This window comes from Stagnihabitans lacustris, assembly GCF_025950525.1.
Classification (GTDB): Bacteria; Pseudomonadota; Alphaproteobacteria; order Rhodobacterales; family Rhodobacteraceae; genus Stagnihabitans.
The window spans coordinates 62,980-85,301 of the sequence record NZ_JAPDGS010000001.1; the positions used below are offsets into that span (position 1 = coordinate 62,980).

Sequence of the window (22,322 nt, forward strand, 5' to 3'; positions counted from 1 at the left end):
GTTACGGCCGGCGGTGGCTGGACAGCACGCGCCCCTCGGCGGCCTTGATGCGGGCGAGGCAGGCCTCGATCGGCTCATAGGCCACCGACATCGTATGGCCATTGGCATGGATCAGCAGGCTTTCCCCCACTGCCAGGGCAACATGGCCTTGCCAGAACAACAGGTCGCCGCGCTGAAACGGCCCCTCGGCCCGGGGCGTCGCCGCCTCCTGCAGGTCGCTATCCCCCGGCAGGGTGATCCCGCAGGCGTGATGCGCCAGCTGCACCAGGCCCGAACAGTCGATCCCGGCCCGCGAATTGCCGCCCCACAGATAGGGCGACCCCAGAAGGCTTTCCGCCACCGAGACCGGATCGGCCAGCCAGCGCCCCAGCGGCGTCAGGTGGACCATGGGCACGAAACCCAGCGGCGTTTCGGCAAAGGCCCCGACCTCGGCTGTCACGGTCAGGCGGGCGCCCATCGGCAGGGCGGCCCGTTCATGGGCCTGCACCCGCGGCTCCGGGTAAAGATGGCTGCTGGGCGCGCTGATCCAATGGGTCGCTGCTGTGCCCTCGGCCAGGGCGCTTTCCGGCAGCCAGCCGCAATAGCCATCGCGCTGCGCCTGGCCGAAGACATGGTCGCCCTCGCGGTCGATGACGGTAAACCGCTCGCCCAGCCACAGTTGGCGATCCCGGGGGCCGCCGGGGCTGCGCAACAGGTCGACCAGCGGCAAGGCGACGCGCAAGAGGCTGCCTTCGGTCAGGGGCAAGTCGGTCTGGCCCGCAAGGGTCGCAAGCGCCAGACGAGAGGTCGCGGGGGTCAGGCGGCGGTCGGTCATGTCAAACTCCCAACAGGGTGGGCAGCGCGCCCAGCACCGCCCGCGCGCCTTGGCCCACGGCACCCTTCGGGCGGGCGGGCAGGTCAGAGGGCGAATGGGCGTAAAGGTCGAAATGCAGATAGGGCCGGTCATCGACAAAGCGGCGCAGGAACAGAGCGGCGGTGATCGACCCCGCAAAGCCATAGCCCGGCGCGTTGTCCAGATCGGCAATCCCGGGCTCGATCACGGATTCATAGGCGTCATGGAAGGGCAGGCGCCAGACCGGGTCAAAGCCCTGCTGTGCGGCGGTCTCCAAAGCCGCGACCACGGCGGCGGCATCGGTGTAATAGGGCGCAAGGTCGGGGCCGACGGCCACCCGCGCCGCCCCGGTCAGCGTCGCCATCGACACCAGAAGGTCGCTTGGCTCTTCGCAGGCCCAGGCCAGCGCATCGCCCAGGATCAGCCGGCCTTCGGCATCGGTGTCATTGACCTCGACCGTCAACCCCTTGCGAGAGGTCAGGATATCCTTTGGCCGCATGGCATTGCCGGAGATCGCATTTTCCACCGAGGGCACGATGACCCGCAGCCTGACCTTCGTCCCCAGAGCCATGATCATATGGGCCAGGCCCAGGACGGTGGCCGACCCGCCCATGTCCTTTTTCATCAGCTGCATCCCCGAGGAGGGCTTGATGTTCAGCCCGCCCGTGTCGAAACAGACCCCCTTGCCGACCAGGGTCAAGGACGGCCCCTCGGTCCCCCAGCGCATCTCCATGATGCGGGGCGCGCGGTCAGGGCTTGCGGCCTGACCCACGGCATGAACCATGGGGAAACCTTGGGCCAGATCCTGCCCCAGGACCGTCGTCACCCGGGTGCCATGACGGGCGGCCAGAGCCTCGAAGGCGGCTTGCAGCTGGGCCGGGCCCATGTCTTGCGCGGGCGTGTTCACCAGGTCACGGGTCAGGTATTCGCCCTCTGCCATGGCCAACAGGCGGGCCTGGTCCAGCCCCTGTGGCGCGACCAGAAGCGCGCCGGGGGTGCCGGATTTGCGATAGCGGTCAAAGCGGTAGCCCTGCAAAAGCCAGGCAAGCGCGGCCTCTTCGCGCTGGGCCGGGGTCATGTCGCCCTCCAGCCGCCAGGCGCCTGCCGGCAGGCCCGCGATGGCCCGCGCCAGGCCAAAGCGCTGGCGACGCCGCGCCTTTTCCGTCCCCAGCCCTGCCACAGCGCCGATCACCCCACCGGGACCGGGCAAAAGCCGCACCTCGCCCAAAGCCGCCTCGAAACCCGACGAAAGCAGCCACTCGGCCTGGGGATGGGTCTGCGCCAGCGCCGGCCAGTCCTCGGCGCGGATCACGGTCAGGGGGCGCGCGCCATCCGCATCGGCGAAACGGGGCTGGCTCAGGGGGTAAGTGGGGGCAAGGGTCATCGGCTTCTCCGGCTCTGGGGGCGGAGAATAGGTCAGGATGCGGCCGTCGCCTAGGTTGGAAATGCAAGGAATTCCCCGGCCTGAAAGGGCAGGGCTTTGATGGCGCCGCGCAGCCCGGGGTATGGTCCCTGATGGCGGGAAACCCGGGGCCTCTCCCCCGGGCAACGCCACGCCACCACAGCCCGTTCAGACCACAGCCCGGTCAGACCACAGCCCGGTCAGACCACCGTCTGATCGGCCAGGCAGTCTTGGGCCATCGACCTTTCGGCCACCCGCAACAGCCGCGCCCAGACCGCGGCAAAGGCCGTGGGGTCCTGCGCTTCCAGGCAGTCGCGCACATCGCCCGCCACCGCGCCAAGGCTGATCATTCCGATGTTTTCCGACATGCGCTGCAACCGGCGCAAGCGGCGGTTCAGGTCATCCATGTCATGCGCTTGCACCTGGGCCGCAAGCCCGGCCATGGTCAAGGCCAGCTCTGTCAGGGCCCGCGTCACCACCTGTTCGGCCGAGGCCGTGCCAAGGTTGCGGTATATCGTGGCAATCGGCTCGACGCTTTGGCGCACCCGTTCCTTTGGCCGCAGGGCAAAGACATTGCCCCCGTTCCTGTCACCCGTCTTCATGTCCCAACTCCGTATCACACACCCAAGGCGGAATGTGCGCCGGCTTGCTTTAGAATTGGTTGCAGGTCTTTCGCGGGCCGCGTCATAAATATGCAAGATACCTCTCGAACTTGCTGCGATTGCATCCTATCTAGGGAAAAACCCCAAGGAGCCTTGCATGGAACACGCCAGACCCCTTCCGGCCTACCTCGTCAGCCGCTTTCAAGGCTGGAGAGCCACAACCTATCAGGACAACCGCGCCTGGTATCGCCGCTTGGCCGAAAGCGGCCAGCATCCCCGCGCCATGGTGATTTCCTGCTGCGACTCGCGCGTGCATGTCACCTCGATCTTCGGCGCGGACGAGGGGGAGTTCTTCATCCACCGCAACGTGGCGAACCTGGTGCCGCCCTATAATCCCGATGGCGAGTATCACGGGACCTCGGCGGCGGTCGAATATGCGGTGACTTCGCTGGGGGTGGCGCATATCGTGGTGCTGGGCCATTCGTCTTGCGGCGGGGTCAAGGGCTGCGACGCCATGTGTTCGGGCCATGCGCCGGAACTGCTAGAGAAAAGCTCTTTCGTCGGGCGCTGGATGGACATTCTGCGGCCGGGCTATGAGCGGGTGCGCCACCTGCCCGACGGCGAGCGCATCCCCGCGCTAGAGCGTCAGGCGGTGCTGGTCAGCCTGGAAAACCTGATGAGCTTCCCCTTCGTCGCCAGCGCGGTCCAAGGGGAGATGCTGACCCTGCATGGCCTGTGGAACAACACGGGCGAAGGTCTGCTGGAGCAATACGACCCGGCCCGCGGCTTTGTCGCAGTGGGCTGAGGCCTGGGTTTAGGTTTGCAGGTTGAGGGCTGCGGCCCAAGCCTTGTGAAGAAGGCCGGTGGAGAGATCCGCCGGCCTTTTTCGTGGCCTCCGGCCTTTTTTCTGGCACCCCTCGTCCTGGCCCCGGCGTTTGGGACAGCCCCTCACGTCAAGCCGGGTGCTTGCGGCCAAGCGGGCGCTCGGGCAGAGCCCTCGCGCTGCCCGGCAGGCCCGGGGGCGGCGGGCTTGCGCCCGCCGCTATTGCAGCTCTTTGCCCTCGGGCCAGGACAGCGTCGTGGTCAGGGCAATGTCCTGCACGGCCTTGGGCCCGAGGTCGAAATCCCAGGCCAGAAGGCCGCGTTGGCCTTCGGGGTTTTCTTCGGAGGCCGCGGGTTCGGCCTCGTAACTTACCTTCAGATCCTCCTGTTCCGAATAGGGCACCTGATCCATCAGGCGGACCTTCCAGGCCTCGTCGGTCAGGTTCTCGATCGTCAGGACGGCCTTTTCCTGCCGCTCGGTCGAGGAGGTAAAGACCCCGCGGTCGCCGGTCATGGTCTGGGGCATGTCGCGCGTCAGTTTCAGCCCCGGGATGGCGCCGAAGCCCAGCTTGGCCTTGTCGCCCGGGGCCAGCGAGGCCAGCTCGGCCTGACCGGTCAACATGCCATCGCGGTAAAGGAAGGCGGTCCCCGGAAGCAGAAGTTCTGCGCCCGCATTGGTGATCTCGGCTTGCAAAAAGGCGGTCTGGTCGTAGCGCGGCACGGCCAGGGCCAGGACCGTGGCGGGCAGGGTCTGGCTGTCCAGGCCCAGGCGCAGGTCCTCGATCCCATCGGCCAGGTCGACCGGGACGGGGTAGTGATAGGTCACCGTGTCACCCTGGAACGCGACGCCGGCCACCATACTGCGCGCTTCGACGGCGGGGGCAGCGGCCATGAGGGGTTCGGCCATGGCATCTTCGGAAGCATAGACGCCTCTGACCTTGGCCTGTGCGGCCGGATCGACGACCTGCCGCAGCTCTGGCCAAAGCTGGCTCGCCTGCGCCTGTTGCCCGGGTTGCGCGGTGGACAGGGTCAGGTCGACCCCGGTCCAATCCTCGCCGCCATATTGAGTGACCAGAAGCCCGCGGTCCAGCTCCACCGTGCCCGCCTTGCGGTCCAGCCGCAGGTCATAGACCGGGCGCCATGCGGCCTCGGAGACGAAGTGTTTCACCGTCACATGGCCCTCGCCGCCCTTGGCGGTCACGGCGACGGTCAGGGCGGCGCGGTCCTCTGCGCCTTGGGACAGGGCGGCTTCGGCCTCATCGGCCTTGGTCAGGGCCTCTTGTGCCTTGGTCACGGCTTCGGTGGCGGCGGGCAGATCGGTCTGTGCGGTGATGGCGGCCTGACGCGCCTCCAGCACCTTGGCGGCCACCATGTCGGAAATCGCGGTCAGGCTTTCGGCGCTTTGCCCCGCCGCATCCAGCTTCAGCCCGGACAAGAGCGCGATGCGGGCGTTTTGCGCCTCGACCTTGGCATTGACCTGGGCCAGGGAGGCTTCGGCGGCGCTCAGGGCGGCGCGGGCCTCCTTGACGGCGGCTTTGGCGGCCTTGGTGGCTTCGGTCTCGGGCAGGTCCGAGGGGGGCAAGCGGTCGGTGCGCAGGGCAAAGGCGCCCAGGTCGGTGTCGGTCGAGGCGAGGCGCAGAAGCGTCGGCTCGGTTTCCAGGGGCAGGTCGGTGATGACCAGGTCATGGGCGCCCGCGGCGGCGGTGAAGGTGACTTCGCGGGTGACTTCGGCGCCCTGGGGATAGATCGTGACGGCGGTGATGCGGGAGGAGGCCTGGATCGTCTCGGCCCAAAGCGGCGCTGTGGTCAAGAGCAGGGCAAGGCTTGTCGCGAGTTGGGGGGCAAGGCGGGTCATGAAATCCTCCGGTGTCTATGGCGGCAGGGTAGGGGAGGCGTTCAGGTCGGGCAAGAGCGGCCCGGGGGGATGCGCGGCGGATGGCCGGGTCCAAGCGGAGCGCCTGCGGCGCAAGTTGATGTCTCGCCTCTGGGGCTGCGCCCCAACCGGCTCGGCGCTTGGGCTGCGTCCCGGGGCGGAGGCCTGCACGGGCGGGGCCTTGCAACAAGCGGGGCCGCATGTTCGCCGCCAAAGGGGCGAGGCGGGATCGTCCGGGCTCATGGCCCCTGGCGGGCCTCGTCCTTGCTCAGGCGGGAGAGCCAGCGCCCGGCCGGCGGATGGGCCGGGGCCTTGCGACCTTGGGCCAGCACGGGACCGGTTGCCGCCGTCCCCGGCAGGGCCGCAGGCGGGGGCTCGATGCCCCCGGTTGCGGCGGCTTGGGGCGGGGGGGATAGGTCCGGCGTGAACCAGGGCCGCAAAAGCGCCATCGGGTGGCGGCGCAGCGTCAGGCGCAGGCTCAGGTAGTCTTCCACCACCGCCTCGCCCTCGCTCATCTGCGCAAAGACCACCGCCGGTTCCGTGATCCCCTCGCCGTCCAGATCCCCCGCAAACAGCGGCAATTCGCGGCCCTTGACCAAGGCGCGGGCCTCCCACAGGGCCTCGCGCCGGGTGATCCCCAGGTCGGCAAAGGCATCGGCCTCGGCCAGGCGCTCCAGCGTGGCGGGCGAGGCCCCGGCGCGGCGCCAGACATCCTGAACCCCCGTATAGCCATTCCGGCGCGCGGCGGTGATCCACAGGGCCTCTTCCTCGGCCAGGCCGGTGATCTGGCGCAACCCCAGGCGCAGCGCGAGGCCCGCCTCGGTCTCTTCCATCACATTGTCCCAGGCCGAGCGGTTGATCGCGGGCGGCAGCACCAGAACCCCATGTTCGCGGGCATCGCGCACGATCTGGGCCGGGGCGTAAAACCCCATCGGTTGAGAGTTCAAAAGCGCGCAGGCAAAGATCCCGGGGTGGTGGCATTTCACCCAAGCGCTGGCATAGACCAGAAGCGCAAAGCTGGCGGCATGGCTTTCGGGGAAGCCGTAACTGCCAAAGCCCTCGATCTGGGCAAAACAGCGGGCGGCGAAATCGGTGTCATAGCCATTGGCGGCCATCCCCGCCAGAAAGCGGTCGTGGAATTCGGACACGCTCCCATGTTTCTTGAACGTGGCCAGCGACCTGCGCAGCCGGTCGGCCTCGGAGGGCGTAAAGCCCGCACCGATGATGGCGATCTGCATGGCCTGTTCCTGAAACAGCGGCACGCCGAGGGTTTTCCCCAGCACCCGTCCCAAAGCGTCGGAGGGGAAGGTGACGACCTCTTGCCCATTCCGCCTGCGCAGATAGGGATGGACCATGTCGCCCTGAATGGGTCCCGGGCGGATGATTGCCACCTGGATCACCAGGTCGTAAAAGCAGGCCGGCCGCATCCGGGGCAGGAAGTTCATCTGCGCCCGGCTTTCGACCTGAAAGACCCCCAGACTGTCGGCCCGCCCCAGCATGTCATAGACCCTTGCGTCCTCGGGCGGGAGCGTCGCCAGGGTGTAATCCGCCTGGTGGTGCTTTTGCAGCAGGTCAAAGGCCTTGCGGATGCAAGACAGCATCCCCAGAGCCAGGATATCGACCTTGAGTATCCCCAGGGCGTCGATGTCGTCCTTGTCCCAGCAGATGACGGTGCGATCCTCCATCGTGGCGTTCTCGATGGGGACAAGCTCGTCCAGCCGGCCTTCGGTGATGATGAAGCCGCCGACGTGCTGCGACAGGTGCCTGGGGAAGCCCTGGATTTCCTCGATCAGGGACAGCGTCAGTTGCAAGCGCCGGTCGGCGGGGTCCAGGCCGATTTCGCGCAACCGCTGTTCATTCATGGTCTTCGAGGACCCAAAGCCCCAGATTTGCGAGGACATGGCCGAGAGCGTGTCCTCGGTCAGGCCCATGGCGCGGCCGACCTCGCGGACGGCGCGCTTGCCGCGGTAGTGGATGACCGTGGCGCAAAGCCCCGCGCGGTGGCGGCCGTATTTCTCATAGATATGCTGGATGACCTCTTCGCGGCGTTCATGTTCGAAGTCGACGTCGATGTCGGGGGGCTCGTTCCGGGCCTCGGAGATGAAACGTTCAAAGACCATCGTCCCGATTTCCGGACTGACCGAGGTGACGCCAAGCGCATAGCAGGTGATCGAATTGGCGGCAGAGCCGCGGCCCTGGCACAGGATGTTCCGCGACCTGGCAAAGGCCACGATGTCATGGACGGTCAGGAAATAGGGCTCGTATTTCAGTTTCCCGATCAGGTCGAGTTCGTGGCGCATCTGGGCGCTGGCACGCTCGGGCGGGCCCTCGGGGTAACGCCAGGCCAGCCCCTCCCAAGCCAGGCGGGCAAGGCGGGCGGCTGGGGTTTCGCCATCCGCGACCTCGGACGGGTATTCATAGCGGAGTTCGTCCAGGGAGAAGGTCAGGCTCTGGGCGAGGGCGCCCGCGCGGTGGACGGCGTCTTCGAACCCGCGGAAAAGGCGCAGCATCTCGGCTTCGGACCGCAGGCGGGTTTCGGCATGGGGGGCGGCGTCAAGGCCAAGCGCCTCGATCCGGCGGCCCAGGCGGATGGCGGTCAGGACATCAGCCAGGCGGCGGCGCGCGCCGTGGTGCATCAGGGGGCGGGCGGTGGCCAGGGTGGGGATCTGCAGGTGGTCGGCCAGCCGCGTCAGGCGGGCAAAGCGGGCGAGGTCCTGGCCGTCATAGGCCGGGGCCAGCGCCAGGTGGCAGGCGCCCGGAAAGCGGCGCGTCAAGCTTTGCGCGCGTTTCACCCAATCGCCCGCGCCGCCCGGCACCGGGGACGTGGCTTGTGCCGTTTCCGGTCCGGAGGGGGCGCTTGTGCGGTGAGGGGGCTGGCCTGTCAGCTGGACAGGGCAGGCGAGCTGTGCCGGCCGGGGCGGCGGCTGTGATGTGCCCGGTTCTGGGGGGGCAGGCCTTGGGGCTGTGGTCCTTGGGGCCGCAGTCTTTTGGGCCGCAGTCTTTGGGGCCGCAGTCTTTGGGGCTGTGGTCTTTGGGGCTGTGGTCTTTTGGGCGGTGATCTCCGGTGAGGCCGTCTTATGGGTTGCAATCTCTGGTGGATGCAGCAGCAGCGTCATGCCCTCGCCCCAGGCCAGAAGGTCGGTCAGGCCGATGTCGCAATCGCCCTTGGGCGCGCGGGTGCGGCCCAGGGTCAGGAGGCGGCAGAGCCTCCCCCAGGCGGCGCGATCGCGGGGCAGGGCCGTGATCTCCATCCCGTCGGACAGGACCAGGCGGGCGGCGGGGATCAGGCGGATCGGGGGGCCAGAGGGGGGGGGCGTCACGGGTCCCGCGCGGGGGCCAGAGTTGTGTTTGGCGTCTTGGGGGGGCTTGCGGCCCGTGACGGGGGCCCCGTCTGGCTCCCCGTCTGGCCCCCCGTCTTGTTTCCTGTCTTGTGCGCTGTCTTCGGCGATCTTGCGGGCGATTTCGCGGGCGCGGGTGTGCGCACGCACGATGCCCGCGACAGAGTTCGTATCGGCGATGGCCAGGGCGGGCAGGCCGAGATCGAGGGCGCGGGTGATCAGCTCCTCGGGGTGAGAGGCCCCGGTGAGGAAGGTGAAGTTGGAAATGGCGCTGAGTTCGATGAAGGGCATGGGCGCGCACTGAATTGGGAACATATGGCGAACATACTGCCCCGTCCGGGCGCGGTCCAGTGAGTCGGAAGGGGCCGAGAATTGGGGAGCCGAGAGCTAGGGAGCCAAGCGCGGGCGGGCGGGAGCGGGGGCGGCAGTTTCCCGGGGGCGCGCTGTGGGAGCGGCCGGGTTTGGGGCCCGTGTCGGGTGCCCGAGTTGGGTGCCCGAGTTGGAGCCTGTCGCTTGCCCGCTCCGTCCTTCATCCGGGAGGCCCGGGTTCCGCAGTCCCCGGCAGGGCCGGTCGAGGGGGCTCGATGCCCCCGAGAGCGGCGATGGGGTCGTGTCAGGCGGGGGTCTTGGGCGCCTCGGCCTTGGGCGCTTCCGTCTTCAGCAACAGCCCCAGCGCGACCAGCACCAGGCCAATACCGCCCAGCACGTTCAGCGGCGGGTGGTCATGGCCCAAGGCCAGCTCCCACAGGATCACCCAGGCTGGCACCAGGTAGGTATAGGCCATGACCTTGGCCGCCGGCAGCCGCAGGGCCGCGAATTGCAACAGGACAAAGGTCATCGCCGAGGCCGCAAGCGCCACATAGACAAGGCAGATCCAGACGATCGCCGGCAGGGCGGCCCAATCGGTCGCCAGGACATCCCGCCCGCCCCAGGCCGCCAGCAGCACCAGCCCCGCCATCATCGTGCCAAAGGTAAAGGACAGCGCGCTTTCTCCGCGGTTCAACTTGCGCACCATCGGCGCATAGATCGCATGGGCGATGCAGCCGGCGAAATAGATGACCTCGCCCCGCCCGATGTCCAGCGCCAGAGCCGCGCCGATATCGCCGCGAAAGACCACCCACAGCGCGCCAAGCGCCCCCAGCGCCAGGGCCAGGGCCATCCGCGCCGAGGTCCTTTGCCGCAAGATCACCCAGCCAAACCCCGCCGCCATGATCGGCGTCAGGGTAAAGACCGCGGCGGTCGGGATGGCCTTGGCGGTCTGCAGGCCCTTGAACATCAAGACGAAATAGGCGGCCAGAAGGGCTCCAAGCACCAGGTGGCGCCAAGGCGCGCGAAAGGCCTGGCGGGGCAGGCCGGGCCCCAGGGCGGCCACAAGGCCCACGGCGGCCCCGGCCAAGGCAAAGCGCGCCACGGTCAGGGCCGCGGGCGAGATCAGCGGAGCCGCCAGCGCCCCCAGCGAGAAAGAGCCCGCAACCAGGGCCGAGAAGGCCAGCATGGCAAGATGGCCTTGGGCGGAAGGGGTCATGCGGGCTCCGGGCTGGGTGGGTGGGCTGCGATGGGGGCCAGGGTGCAGGGCCAGAGGGAGAGATCCTGGGCAGGGCAGTCTTGGGGCGGGGCCGGGGGCGGGTCAAGGGGGCTCTGCCGATGTGCTGGAACAGCGCCGCAAGCCGGGGCTTCGGTCGCGCAAGCTGCCCTGCCCGGGTTGGGGGGCCAGATTGGGGAGCAGATTGGGGCGCGCGGGCCGGGGGCATTGCAGCGGGTCCTTGACCTTCAAGGGAGCCTTGGGGGCTGGCCTTGGGACGCCGCCGGGATGGTGCTCTGTCAGGCCGTCAGGGCACCGCGTCTTGCGGCCATGTCTTTCGGCTCCCGCCCCGGGGCCGAACTTCAGGCAGCTGACGGCCCTTGCCCCCCCCGGCACGGCCCCCCCGGGGAGGCATCCGCGGACGCCCCCCAGCCCCCCGTCAAGCGCAGTTCCACCCCGCTGCGGCCTTTTTCAGCGCGGTCAGGAAGGCCTGGACCTTCAGCGTCCGGTGCAGGTCGACATGGGTCACAAGCCACAGCGGGCTTTCCCAGTCGGGGCCAAGGCGCAGGACCTCGACCAGGTCGGGATCGCCTTCGGCCTCACGCACCGGGATGAAGCCCAGGCCCAGACCCGCCCGCACCGCAGGCGCCCAGGCCTCGGGCTCTGACACCCGCATCGTCACGCAGGTCTCGGGCACATTCTCGCGCAGCCAGCGGTTGAAGGGGGCGCGGTTCTCGGCATCGGTCGGCCCGACAAAGCGGTGGTCCGCGTAATCCGCCGCCCCCTGCGGCACGCCACGGGCCGCCACATACCCGCGGGAGGCATAAAGCCCCATTCCCATCCGCAGCAGGGGTTGCACCACGTAATCGGCGTCCTCGGGCATGGCGCCGGCGCGGATCGCCACATGGGCCTCGCCATAGTCCAGCCGATACAGCCGCATGTCCGAATGATAGCGGATCACCACGCCGGGATGGTCGTCCTGAAAGGCCGCAAAGATCGGCGTCAGCAGTTTCGCCATTCCCGCGATCGAGGTCACGACCAGCTCTCCGGTCACAGTCTCGCCCTGGCCCTTGATCCGGCTGACCAGCTGGGCAAATTGCTCATCCGTGCGCTGGGCGGTGGACAAAAGGTCGCGCCCCGCCTCGGTCGCCGTATAGCCGCGCGCGTGACGCTGGAAGAGCTTGGTCCCCAGCCGCTTTTCCAGCGCGTCGATGTGGCGGATCACGGTGGCATGGTGGACGCCCAGGACCTCTGCCGCGCCCGAGACGGTGCCAAGGCGGGCGACTTGATAGGCGGTGCGGATTTCGTCCCAGGTGTCGAGACTCATGATTTGCGGCTCATGCAGGGCTCTTTCTGTGCGCGGGTGAACAGGTGATGTCAGACTTGGGGGGGAGACCTTGGGTTTTGCAAGGGTCAGACTGTGGAAAGTTAAAGACTGGGTAAAGTTGAAGACTGGGTAAACTTGCAAGCGAACAGGAGGATATCGCGATGAAATATGTGGTGATGGGTGTGAAGGTGCTTTTGACGGCGGCCTTTGCCGCGGCGGGGCTGGCGAAACTGGCGGGCGTCGAGATGATGGTGCAGACTTTCGACGCGGTGGGCGTCGGCCAATGGTTCCGTTATGTGACCGGGCTGATCGAGTTCGGATCGGCCATCCTCCTTTGGGTTCCGGGCCTGCAGGCCTATGCGGCGGGCCTTTTGGCCTGCACGATGGTCGGCGCGATCATCGCGCATTTCACGGTTCTTGCCGCCATGGGCGCGGGGGCGGCCGTTCCGGCCATGGGTCTTCTGGTGTTGGCGGTCTTTGCGCTTTGGGCGCATCGTGATCAGATCCCGGGTCTTGTGCGGGCCTGAACCTGCAGGCTCTTGAGGTTCGACCTCTGCCCGGGGTAGGGAAATCCCTGTCGGGCGGAGGGTTTCATGGCATCCAGGCTGTTCAAGATCGCGCTGGCCCTGATCTTTGCGCTGGCGGGGATCGCGCTGGCCTTGGGCTATGACCGCATGGGCCTGCGGGCACAGGCCCTGGGCCTGCCCCTTGTCGCCAGGGTGCCCGCGGGGCTGTGGCAGGTGGCGGCGGCGGTGTTTCTGGTCATGCCGGGGCGGGTCGGGTATGGCGCGCTGATGGGGCTTGTGGCTGCGGGTGCCGCGCTGGCGGCGCATCTGATGACCCTGGGGATGGATTCCGCGCCGCCCGCGCTGGCTCTGTTCCTGGCCTGCCTTGTGCTGCTGCTGCGTCATCGTGGCGACCTGCGCCAATGACTCCCTGCCAGTAATACTTGACTCTTCCCGCGCTGCGGCTTAGGTCAGCGCCAATTCCCCGGAGGCACCAGGCTTCCGGTCCCTTGGCCATGGCCGGGATCGCCATCCGTCAGCGCGTTGCGCCCACGGGTGCTTTACCGCTTTGGCCGCCAGAGTCTTTAACGCGCGATGGAGCGTATGATGTTCGAGAGCCTTTCCGAACGCCTTGGCAGCGTCTTTGACCGCCTGACCAAGCAGGGGGCCTTGTCCGAAGCCGATGTCGAAGCCGCGCTGCGCGAAGTGCGCACGGCTTTGCTGGAGGCCGACGTTTCGCTTCCCGTGGCGCGCGACTTCATCAAGAAGGTGACGGCGCGGGCGACGGGTCAGGCCGTGACCAAGTCGGTCACGCCGGGCCAGCAGGTCGTCAAGATCGTCCATGACGAGCTGATCGCGGTCCTGGCCGGTGAGGGCGCGCCCGAGGCTTTGAAGATCGACAACCCGCCCTCGACCATCCTGATGGTGGGTTTGCAGGGGTCGGGCAAAACGACCACGACGGCGAAACTCGCCAAGCGGTTGAAGGAAAAGAACAACAAGCGCGTTCTGCTGGCGTCTTTGGACACCAACCGTCCCGCCGCGATGGAGCAGCTGGCGATCCTGGCCGGGCAAGTGGGCGTCGACAGCCTGCCCATCGTCAAGGGCGAAACCGCGGTGCAGATCGCGCGCCGGGCCAAGCAGCAGGCCTCTTTCGGCGGCTATGACGTGCTGTTCCTCGACACCGCCGGCCGTCTGCACATCGACGAAGTCCTGATGGACGAGGTTCAGGCCGTCCGCGACATCGCCGACCCGCGCGAGACGCTTTTGGTTGTCGATGGTCTGACCGGCCAAGACGCGGTCAATGTCGCGGCCGAGTTCAACGGCAAGGTTGGCATCTCGGGTGTTGTCCTGACGCGGATGGACGGCGACGGGCGCGGCGGCGCGGCGCTCTCGATGCGGGCCGTGACCGGCAAGCCGATCCGCTTTGTCGGTCTTGGCGAAAAGATGGACGCGCTGGAGGTCTTTGACGCCGAACGTGTCGCGGGCCGAATCCTTGGCATGGGCGACATCGTGGCCCTGGTCGAACGCGCCCGCGAGACCTTTGAGGCCGAACAGGCCGAACGCATGGCCAAGCGCTTCCAGAAGGGTCTGTTCAACATGAACGACCTGCGGATGCAGCTGGAACAGATGCTGAAAATGGGCGGGATGCAGTCGATCATGGGGATGTTGCCCGGCATGGGCGGCATGGCCAAGGCGGCGGAAAAGGCCGGTTTCGACGACCGTATGCTGAAGCGTCAGATCGCGTTGATCCAGTCGATGACCAAAAAGGAACGGGCGAACCCCGACCTGTTGCAGGCCTCGCGCAAGCGCCGGATCGCCTCGGGGGCAGGGGTCGAGGTGCAAGAGCTGAACCGTCTTTTGAAACAGCATCAGCAGATGGCTGACATGATGAAAAAGATGGGCAAGGGCGGCATGATGAAGCAGGCCATTGCCCAGATGATGGGCGCGAAAAATTCCGGGGGTGGGGCCGGGATGCCCGACCTGAAGAACATGGACCCCAAGCAGCTGGAAGAGGCTGCCAAGGCGATGAAATCCGGTATGGGCGGGATGCCGCGCCTTCCGGGGCTGGGTGGCGGCATGGGCCTGCCCTCGGGCCTGTCGGGGATGTTCAAAAAGAAATGACCGCGCCCGTTCTTCATACGGCGCGTCTGACGCTTCGTCCTCCGGTGATGGAGGACTTCCCGACCTATGCCGCCTTTCTGGCGGGTGGGCGGTCGGGTGGCGTCGGCGGGCCTTTGGACACCAAGGGCGCCTGGGCCTATTTCACCTCCGATGTTGCGCTTTGGCCTTTGCAGGGTTTTGGCGCGCTGATGATGGAAAAGGACGGCCAGCTTGTCGGGTCGATCAGCCTGAACGGCGGTCCGCTGTTCCCCGAGACCGAGATCGGCTGGATGGTCTATGACGGCCATCAGGGTCAGGGCTATGCGCCCGAGGCTGCCTCCGTCGTGCGCGACTGGGCCTTGGGTCCGCGCGGGCTTGCGACACTGGTCAGCTATGTTGGCCGCGACAACGCCCCCTCGCGGCGGGTGGCCGAAAAGCTGGGCGCCGCAATCGACCCTCAGGCCGTCTCCATGGGCTCCGAAACGCTTGTCTACCGCCACAGGAGGCCTGCATGAGCGACACCCAACGTGCGGCAGAGATCCTGCGCGAGCACCGCGCCTCGATCGACCGGCTGGATGCGATCCTGGTCTATACCCTGGCCGAACGCTTCAAGCACACGCAATCGGTCGGCAAGCTCAAGGCCGAACACGCCCTGCCGCCGTCTGATCCCACGCGGGAATCCCGCCAGATCGAAAGGCTGGAGGCTTTGGCCCGTGATGCCGACCTCGACCCCGAATTCGCCAAGAAATTCCTGAACTTCATCATCTCGGAAGTGATCCGCCACCACGAGAAGTTGCAGAAGTAGGGCGCGCAATCGCCTCCGCCAAAGGTGCGTGACATCACGCACCCTACCGAAGACGGGGGCAAGAAGGCCCCCAGAAGACCCCCGGCGCGCAAGCGCCACACTGAACCCCCGGCGCGCAAGCGCCACACTGAACCCCCGGCGCGCAAGCGCCACACTGAACCCGGTGCGGAAGCGCCAAGCAACCGGCCTTCGCGCCAAGACCAACAACCAAGGAGACTATCCCATGTCCATGAAAATCCGCCTCGCCCGTGGTGGCTCCAAGAAGCGCCCGCACTATTCGATCGTCGCCACCGACTCGCGCATGCCGCGCGACGGCCGCTTCATCGAAAAGCTGGGCATCTATGACCCGATGCTGGCCAAGGACAACGAAAACCGCGTGAAGATGGACCTGGACAAGGTCAAGGCCTGGCTCGCCAAGGGCGCCCAGCCGACCGACCGCGTCGCCCGCTTCCTGGAAGCCGCTGGCGTGCTGGCCAAGACCGTCCGCAACAACCCCAAGGCAGCCGTCCCCGGCAAGGCCATGACCGAGCGCGCCAAGAAGAAGGCCGCTGCTGCCGCCGCTCCCGAAGCTGCCGAATAAGCCCCGGGCCGCTTTGGCGGTCTGACTGGACAAAACCTTCCGCGGGCGGCACCTTGCCGCCCGTGCGTGTTTCCAAGAGGCCCAAATGCCCGATCCCTCTGATCTTATCTGCGTTGGCGTCCTGTCGGGCGCTTTCGGTGTCCAGGGCGAAGTCCGGCTGAAAAGCTTTTGCGCCATGCCCGAGGATATCGCGGCCTATGGCCCGCTTTACACCGCCGATGGCAGCCGTCAGTTCCAGATCAAGCTGACCCGCGACGTGGCGGGCGGCATGTCGGCCCGCGTCAAGGGGATCGAGACCCGCGAAGAGGCCGAGGCCATGAAGGGCACCGAACTTTACGCCGAGAAATCCCGTCTGCCGCGTCTGCCCGACGATGAATTCTACCACGCCGACCTGATCGGCCTCGAGGTCCGCGACACGCAAGGCGCGCTGCTGGGGACGGTGCGCGCGGTGCATAATCACGGCGCGGGCGATATCCTGGAGGTCGCGGGGCCCAAGGCGCTGCTTCTGCCCTTTACCATGGCCGTGGTGCCGACGGTCGATCTGACCGCGGGTCGCATCGTGGCCGACCCGCCGGATGTGGCAGAGTAGGCTTCGGCCAAATCGGGCGGCCAGGGTGCTCTGACCGCCCCGCCTGACACCTGTAAGGGCACACACCGCCGCAGCGTTTCGGCCAGGGCAGCGCACCACAGCCGCCGCCCCCCGTCAAGGCCCTCCCCCCTGCATGCCCGGCGCAACCCCCGGAAGAGGCAGCGCCACAGCTGCAAGCCTTGGCTGCATTTCCCGACCGAAAGGTCAATAATTTCGCCCCCCGCACGCCGAGGCACTGGACGGAGCCCCCGCCTTGGGTGAGAAGTTAACCTCTTTCAACACCCGAGGTTTCCGATGACGACCCGCCTGCGCCTCCTGCAGGGCGCAACCGCGCTGCTGTATATGGGCCCGCTTTTGGCGGGGCTGTCGGGGCATGGCTGGGCCATGGTCCTGCCCTTTGTCGCGATCTTTACCCTGTGGAGCGTCATCCTGCGCCCGCATCTGTGGCCCACGCCGGACCAGGTCCGCCGCCCCGAGGCCCTGGTGGCGCTGGCGTCCCTCTTGGCCACCCAGGCGCTGCTGGTCGTGATCTGCTTCGCCTTGGGGCGCGGTTTTGGCGGGGTCATGGGGATGCGGGTGGCGCTGCCCTTCTGGTTCCCGGCGGCGCTGTCCTTTCTGTCGGTGCCGCTGTCGCGCCTGACCTGGCCCAAGCCCAGCCAGGACTTCGACCCGCTGGCCCATCGCCTGGGGACGGCCGCGCCCGAGGGTCCCGGGCCCCTGATGACCGCCCTGACGCGCCTGCCCGACACCGCCTCCGAACTGCAGCTGCAAGCGCATCTGATGGCCTCACGCGCCGATCCCCAGGACCTGCGCGAGGCCCTGGCCGCGGCCCCGGGGCCGGTCTTTGCCCGGGCGCGCGTGATCCAGGCCACCGATCCCGAGATGGCGGCCTTTTTTGCCGGCTCCCGCTATGCCGCCAGCCTCTTCCCCCCCGCGCCCGAGGACCTGAGCCTTTATGCCACCCGCGCGCTGCGGGTGCTGGAGGATGACCCGACCCTGGCCGCCGATTTCCCGCCCCCCGCTGCGTTGCGCGCGGCGATGGCCCAGGACCCCGCCGCCGCCCTGGCCCTGGGGCGCCTTGCTGGCCTGATCGAGGGCATCTTGCAGCCCGCCTGAAGGGGAATTGGCGACCGAAGGGGATCTGGCCGCCGCCACGGGGAGCTTCCTGGACCATCACCGATCTTCGCGTGCCCGCAGGCGCAGTTTACCCCGCACCCGCCGCGATTTCAACCGCGGCAGGGCGCCCCCTTTCATACTGATCCAAATATCTCCGGGGGTGCGGGGGCTGGCCCCCGCTCGCTTGCCAAGTCGCGCCGCGCTGGACAAAAGCCCCCCCCTCGGCCATTCAGGCGCAAAGGAGAACCGCATGCGCAAGGTCCTGATCACCGGCACGGCCGGTTTCATTGGCTTCCACCTAGCCAAGCTGCTGTTGGACCACGGCTTTCGGGTCCAGGGCTATGACGGCATGTCGGATTACTACGACGTGCGGCTGAAACAGCGCCGCCATCAGATCCTGTTGCAAAACCCCGGCTTCACCACCATCGAGGCCCAGCTAGAGGACCGCGAGACGCTGGACCGCGGTGCCGATGCCTTTGCCCCCGATGTGATCGTCCACCTCGCCGCCCAGGCCGGGGTTCGCTACTCCTTGGAGAACCCCCGCGCCTATATCGACGCCAATGTGGTGGGCAGCTTCAACGTGATGGAAGTCGCGCGGCGTCACAAGGTCGCGCATCTTCTGATGGCCTCGACCTCTTCGGCCTATGGCGCGAATGAGGTGATGCCCTTCACCGAGACCGACCGTGCCGATCATCAGCTGACGATCTATGCGGCGACCAAGAAGGCGACCGAAAGCATGGGCCATGCCTATGCCCATCTGTGGGGCATCCCCACGACGATGTTCCGGTTTTTCACCGTCTATGGCCCCTGGGGCCGCCCCGACATGGCATTGTATAAATTCGTCCAAGCCATCCTGAAGGGCGAGGCTCTGGACATCTATAACCACGGTGAGATGTATCGCGACTTCACCTATGTCACCGACCTGGTCGAGGCCATCCGCCTGTTGATCGACACCCCCCCGGTGCTGGGCCAGGCGGTGGAGGGCGACAGCCTGTCCCCCGCAGCGCCTTGGCGGGTGGTCAATATCGGGAACTCTGACAAGGTCAAACTGCTGGATTTCGTCGAGGCGATCGAGGCCGCCACCGGGCGCAAGGCCATCCGCAATTACATGCCGATGCAAAAGGGCGATGTGCCCGCGACCTGGGCCAATGCAGACCTTCTGCGCCGCCTGACCGGCTATGCGCCGAAGACCGATGTGCGGGAGGGCGTGCAGGCCTTTGTGGACTGGTATCGCGATTATTACGGGGTGTGAGAGCGGAGCCCGGGCAGCGCGGGCGGCGCTCCCACCCACCCACCCCGCGCCACCCGCGCTGCCCTCGCGGAGAGGGCAGCAGCAGGCGGAGAGGGCTCACTCGCCGTAGGGCACCCAGATCGTCTTGACCTCGGTCGCCTGGGCCAGAAAGGCGCGGGCGTCGGCTTGGGTCCAATCGCGGGCGCGGCCATGGTTGACCCAGGTGCGCTTCAGGTTCCCCGCCGCCTCTTTCTCGATCAGCGTGGACAAAGGCTGGCTGGAGAAGCTCCAGACCGCATCCACATCCAGATGCCCGGCCAAAGGCTTGGCCAATTCCGCAGCGCTGCCGGTGACGATATTGACCACGCCGGCGGGCAGGTCAGAGGTCTCCAGCACCTGATAGAAATCGGTGGCCGTCAGGGGGGCCAGTTCCGAGGGCACCAGGACCATCGTGTTGCCCATGGCGATCCCTGCGCCCATCACCGAGACGAGGCCCAGCAAAGGCGCCTCGTCCGGGCAAAGACAGCCTATCACGCCCACAGGCTCATGGACCGCTACGGCCAGGCCACGCATCGGCACCGGTTTCACCGCGCCTTCGTATTTGTCGGCCCAGGCGGCAAAAGTGAACAGCCGGTCCACGGCGGCGGCCACTTCCTCCGCCCCGGATTTGCCAGTCTGATCCTTGATCCGTTTGGCGAATTCATCAGCCCGGGCCGAAAGGTTTTCCGCGATGTAATACAGGATCTGCGCCCGGTTGTGCCCGGTCGTCCGCCCCCAGCCTTTCGCGGCATGGGCGGCCTCGACCGCGTTGCGGATGTCCTTGCGCGAGCCCAGGCCCACATGGCCCAAAAGCTTGCCCTTGGCCACGACGGCGCGCGAATAGCCGCCATCGGGGCGCGCCTGCTTGCCGCCGATGAACAGTTTGGCGGTGCGGTCCATGTCGGGGACCTGCTCGATGGCGGCATCGGTCAGCGCCACCGGCGCCAGGGCCTTGGTCTTGGCCGAGGGTTTCAGATAGGCCGCAAGCCCCTCCCAACCGCCTTCGCGGCCAAAGCCGCTTTCGCGGATGCCGCCAAAACCCGCCGCCGCGTCGAAAAGGTTGGTCGCATTGACCCAGACGACCCCGGCTTTGATCTTGGGCGCAAGGTCCAGCGCCAGGTTCACATTCTCGGTCCAGATGCTGGCTGCCAGGCCGTAACGCGTGTTGTTGGCGATCTCGACCGCCTCGGACGGCGTGCGGAAGGTGGTCGAGACCAGAACGGGGCCGAAGATTTCCTCCTGCATCAGGGTATCGGCCGCCTGCAGGCCGCTGATCAGCGTCGGCGGATAGAAGCAGCCCTCGGGCAGCGGGCAGGCGGCGCGGTAGATCTCGCCGGAGGGGTTGGCATCGACCAGGGCCGTGATGGCGGCCAACTGCACCGGATCGACGATGGCGCCGACGTCGATGGATTTGTCCAAAGGGTCGCCGATGCGCAGGGCATCCATCCGGCGTTTCAGCTTGGTCAGGAAGCGGTCCGCGACGCCCTCTTGCACCAGAAGCCTGCTTCCCGCACAGCAAACCTGGCCGCCGTTGAACCAGATCGCATCCACCAGCCCCTCGACCGCCGAGTCCAGATCGGCGTCGTCAAAGACGATATAGGGCGACTTGCCGCCCAGCTCCAGGGTCAGGGCCTTGCCGGTGCCTGCCGTGGCCTGACGGATCTTGCGCCCGACCGAGGTCGAGCCGGTGAAGGCCACCTTGTCGACGTCGGCCGCGACAAGCGCCGCGCCGGTCTCGCCATCGCCTGTGATGATGTTGAGCACGCCCTTGGGCAGGCCGGCCTCTTTCGAGATTTCCGCAAACAGAAGCGCAGTCAGCGGCGTATATTCGGCGGGCTTCAGCACCACCGTGTTGCCTGCGGCGAGGGCGGGGGCGACCTTCCAGGCCAGCATCAGAAGCGGGAAGTTCCAGGGGATCACGGCAGCGCAGACCCCTTGCGGCTCATGCCCCGGGATTTCGCTGTCCAGCAGCTGGGCAAGCCCCGCGTGGTAATAGAAATGCCGGGCGACCAGGGGGATGTCGATGTCGCGAGATTCCCGGATCGGCTTGCCGTTGTCCATGGTTTCCAGGACCGCAAACAGCCGCGCATGTTTCTGCACCAGCCGGGCCAGGGCATAAAGCACCCGCGCCCGCGCAGCCCCGCCGATCCGCGCCCATTTCGACTGCGCCTTGCGCGCGGCCGCCACGGCCAGCGCCACATCGTCAGAGGTGCCCTGCGTCACCTCGGCCAAGATATCCCCGGTGGCCGGGTTCCGCGTGGCAAAAGTCGCCCCGGGCGCTGTGAAGGCGCCGTCGATCCAATGGCCAAAGCGCTGATGCCGGGAAAGCCAGGCCTTGGCCTCGGAATTGCCCTCGGGCGCTGTGCCATAGTCCATGCTGTCAAAAATCTCGCGGATCGTGGGTTTGGTCATGGCGTGTCTCCCGAGGGATCGAAGGGGAACGCGGGGGGCAGAGGTGCGCCTCCGGCGGGGATATTTATGAAAAGATGAAAGGGAGGCGCATTCTTTCGTTTCATCTTTTCCCAAATATCCCGGGGTGAGGCCGAAGGCCGAGGGGCAGCGCCCCTCTCTTAGCCCATCGCATGGCGGTTGCTGGCCGAATAATGGCCGGTCAGGTGGTGTTCCAACTGGCGCTCGATATCGCCCAGAAGCGAGGAGGCGCCGAAACGGAAGAGGTCGGGTTGCAGCCAAGGATGGCCCATTTCCTCTTTCATCAAGGCCATATAGGTGAGGGCGTCTTTCGCCTTGGCGATGCCGCCCGCCGGTTTGTAGCCCACTTTGATCCCCGTGCGGTCCTGATAGTCGCGGATCGCGCGGATCATGGTCAGGGTGACGGGCAGCGTCGCGTTGACGCCCTCTTTGCCGGTCGAGGTCTTGATGAAATCGGCGCCCGCCATCATGCAGATGAGGGAGGCGCGGGCGACGTTGCGCAGCGTGCCAAGTTCGCCGGTGGCCAGGATCGCCTTGACATGGGCATCGCCACAGGCCGCGCGCATCTCGCGCATTTCGTCAAACAGCGCCTGCCAATTGCCGGTCAGGACATGGCGACGCGAGATCACGATGTCAATCTCCGCAGCCCCCGCCCGGACGCTTTCGCCGATTTCCGCCATCCGCAGATGCAGGGGCGAGAGGCCCGCCGGAAAGCCCGTGGACACCGCGGCCACCGGGATGCCAGAGCCCTCCAGCGCCTGAACGGCTGTTTCCACCATGTCGTGATAGACGCAGACCGCGCCGACCTTCAGGCCCGGCAGGCCCAGGGCCTGCAGCATCTCCGCCCGCACCGGCTGGCGGGCCTTGGCGCAAAGTCTGCGGACGCGGCCGGCGGTGTCGTCGCCCGACAGCGTCGTCAGGTCGATCAGGCTGATGGCCTTGAGAAGCCAGGCGGCCTGGAAATCCTTTTTCACCGAGCGGCGCGCGCCGATGGTCGCGGCCCGGCGCTCGATCGCCGAGGTATTGGCCTGCACCCCCGCCACCCAGTCCAGATCCAGCGCCATGCCGGGGTTGCGGGCATGGGTCACCTGGGGCAAGTGATGGGCTGTGATCTCTGATATGGCTTCCATGCCCTGCCTCCCTTTGGCTGGCCAGAGGTTTGCACGGGCGGGCCAAGGCTGGCAAGGTGGGACCTAGGCCTTTCGGTG

At 67.1% G+C, this 22,322-nt stretch carries 19 protein-coding genes; 10 read left to right on the plus strand and 9 right to left on the minus strand.

Annotated elements, in window-relative coordinates; all coding sequences use genetic code 11:
• Position 1 precedes the first annotated feature (1 nt).
• The 3 genes from NX862_RS00300 to NX862_RS00310 form a co-directional block, all read right to left on the minus strand.
• A complete protein-coding gene (locus tag NX862_RS00300) occupies positions 2–814 on the minus strand; it encodes a C40 family peptidase (RefSeq protein ID WP_264491876.1) in 813 nt (270 codons plus the stop codon).
• Position 815: 1 nt separating this feature from the next.
• Positions 816–2,216 carry a leucyl aminopeptidase family protein gene (locus NX862_RS00305; RefSeq protein ID WP_264491877.1) on the minus strand — a complete coding sequence of 467 codons (1,401 nt, stop codon included), beginning with the start codon at positions 2,214–2,216 and terminating at the stop codon, positions 816–818.
• A 218-nt stretch (positions 2,217–2,434) separates the two neighbouring features.
• Positions 2,435–2,836 (minus strand): hypothetical protein, encoded by a 402-nt coding sequence (locus tag NX862_RS00310; protein ID WP_264491878.1) that lies wholly within the window; start codon positions 2,834–2,836, stop codon positions 2,435–2,437.
• 157 nt (positions 2,837–2,993) lie between these two features.
• Between NX862_RS00310 and NX862_RS00315 the strand changes: the two genes are divergently transcribed.
• On the plus strand, positions 2,994–3,641 hold the full coding sequence (locus NX862_RS00315; protein WP_264491879.1) for a carbonic anhydrase: 648 nt from the start codon (positions 2,994–2,996) through the stop codon (positions 3,639–3,641).
• A 237-nt stretch (positions 3,642–3,878) separates the two neighbouring features.
• Here the strand turns inward: NX862_RS00315 and NX862_RS00320 are convergent, their stop codons facing one another.
• The 4 genes from NX862_RS00320 to NX862_RS00335 form a co-directional block, all read right to left on the minus strand.
• On the minus strand, positions 3,879–5,513 hold the full coding sequence (locus NX862_RS00320) for a DUF4139 domain-containing protein (protein WP_264491880.1): 1,635 nt from the start codon (positions 5,511–5,513) through the stop codon (positions 3,879–3,881).
• Between the two features lie 257 nt (positions 5,514–5,770).
• Positions 5,771–9,160: an error-prone DNA polymerase gene (locus NX862_RS00325; RefSeq protein WP_264491881.1), complete on the minus strand. Its 3,390-nt coding sequence runs from the start codon at positions 9,158–9,160 to the stop codon at positions 5,771–5,773.
• 322 nt (positions 9,161–9,482) lie between these two features.
• Entirely contained in the window at positions 9,483–10,394 is a 912-nt protein-coding gene (locus NX862_RS00330; protein WP_264491882.1) for a DMT family transporter, read from the minus strand.
• A gap of 436 nt (positions 10,395–10,830) precedes the next feature.
• A complete protein-coding gene (locus NX862_RS00335) occupies positions 10,831–11,718 on the minus strand; it encodes a LysR family transcriptional regulator (RefSeq protein ID WP_264491883.1) in 888 nt (295 codons plus the stop codon).
• Between the two features lie 161 nt (positions 11,719–11,879).
• On the opposite strand from NX862_RS00335, the gene NX862_RS00340 reads away from it, so the two are divergent.
• The 9 genes from NX862_RS00340 (at position 11,880) to NX862_RS00380 (ending at position 18,666) form a co-directional block, all read left to right on the plus strand.
• Positions 11,880–12,245: a DoxX family protein gene (locus NX862_RS00340; protein ID WP_264491884.1), complete on the plus strand. Its 366-nt coding sequence runs from the start codon at positions 11,880–11,882 to the stop codon at positions 12,243–12,245.
• 66 nt (positions 12,246–12,311) lie between these two features.
• A complete protein-coding gene (locus NX862_RS00345) occupies positions 12,312–12,650 on the plus strand; it encodes a hypothetical protein (protein WP_264491885.1) in 339 nt (112 codons plus the stop codon).
• 180 nt (positions 12,651–12,830) lie between these two features.
• Positions 12,831–14,345 (plus strand): signal recognition particle protein, encoded by a 1,515-nt coding sequence (gene ffh / locus NX862_RS00350; RefSeq protein WP_264491886.1) that lies wholly within the window; start codon positions 12,831–12,833, stop codon positions 14,343–14,345.
• Complete coding sequence (locus NX862_RS00355; protein ID WP_264491887.1) at positions 14,342–14,839, plus strand: GNAT family N-acetyltransferase; 498 nt, start codon at positions 14,342–14,344, stop codon at positions 14,837–14,839. The genes ffh and NX862_RS00355 overlap by 4 nt, the downstream gene beginning before the upstream one ends.
• Positions 14,836–15,129 (plus strand): chorismate mutase, encoded by a 294-nt coding sequence (locus tag NX862_RS00360; protein WP_264491888.1) that lies wholly within the window; start codon positions 14,836–14,838, stop codon positions 15,127–15,129. Before NX862_RS00355 ends, NX862_RS00360 begins: the two co-directional genes overlap by 4 nt.
• Positions 15,130–15,352: 223 nt before the next feature.
• Positions 15,353–15,709 carry a 30S ribosomal protein S16 gene (gene rpsP / locus NX862_RS00365; protein WP_264491889.1) on the plus strand — a complete coding sequence of 119 codons (357 nt, stop codon included), beginning with the start codon at positions 15,353–15,355 and terminating at the stop codon, positions 15,707–15,709.
• An 85-nt stretch (positions 15,710–15,794) separates the two neighbouring features.
• Positions 15,795–16,298 (plus strand): ribosome maturation factor RimM, encoded by a 504-nt coding sequence (gene rimM, locus NX862_RS00370; protein WP_264491890.1) that lies wholly within the window; start codon positions 15,795–15,797, stop codon positions 16,296–16,298.
• A 294-nt stretch (positions 16,299–16,592) separates the two neighbouring features.
• A complete protein-coding gene (locus NX862_RS00375) occupies positions 16,593–17,414 on the plus strand; it encodes a hypothetical protein (RefSeq protein WP_264491891.1) in 822 nt (273 codons plus the stop codon).
• A gap of 250 nt (positions 17,415–17,664) precedes the next feature.
• Entirely contained in the window at positions 17,665–18,666 is a 1,002-nt protein-coding gene (locus NX862_RS00380; RefSeq protein ID WP_264491892.1) for an NAD-dependent epimerase/dehydratase family protein, read from the plus strand.
• 96 nt (positions 18,667–18,762) lie between these two features.
• Here NX862_RS00380 and NX862_RS00385 read toward each other — a convergent pair whose 3' ends face one another.
• Together NX862_RS00385 and deoC are read right to left on the minus strand one after the other, a co-directional pair.
• A complete protein-coding gene (locus NX862_RS00385; RefSeq protein WP_264491893.1) occupies positions 18,763–21,096 on the minus strand; it encodes an aldehyde dehydrogenase family protein in 2,334 nt (777 codons plus the stop codon).
• 158 nt (positions 21,097–21,254) lie between these two features.
• The gene (deoC, locus tag NX862_RS00390; RefSeq protein WP_264491894.1) at positions 21,255–22,244 is read right to left on the minus strand and encodes a deoxyribose-phosphate aldolase; all 990 of its coding nucleotides are present in this window, start codon (positions 22,242–22,244) and stop codon (positions 21,255–21,257) included.
• Between the last annotated feature and the right edge of the window lie 78 nt (positions 22,245–22,322).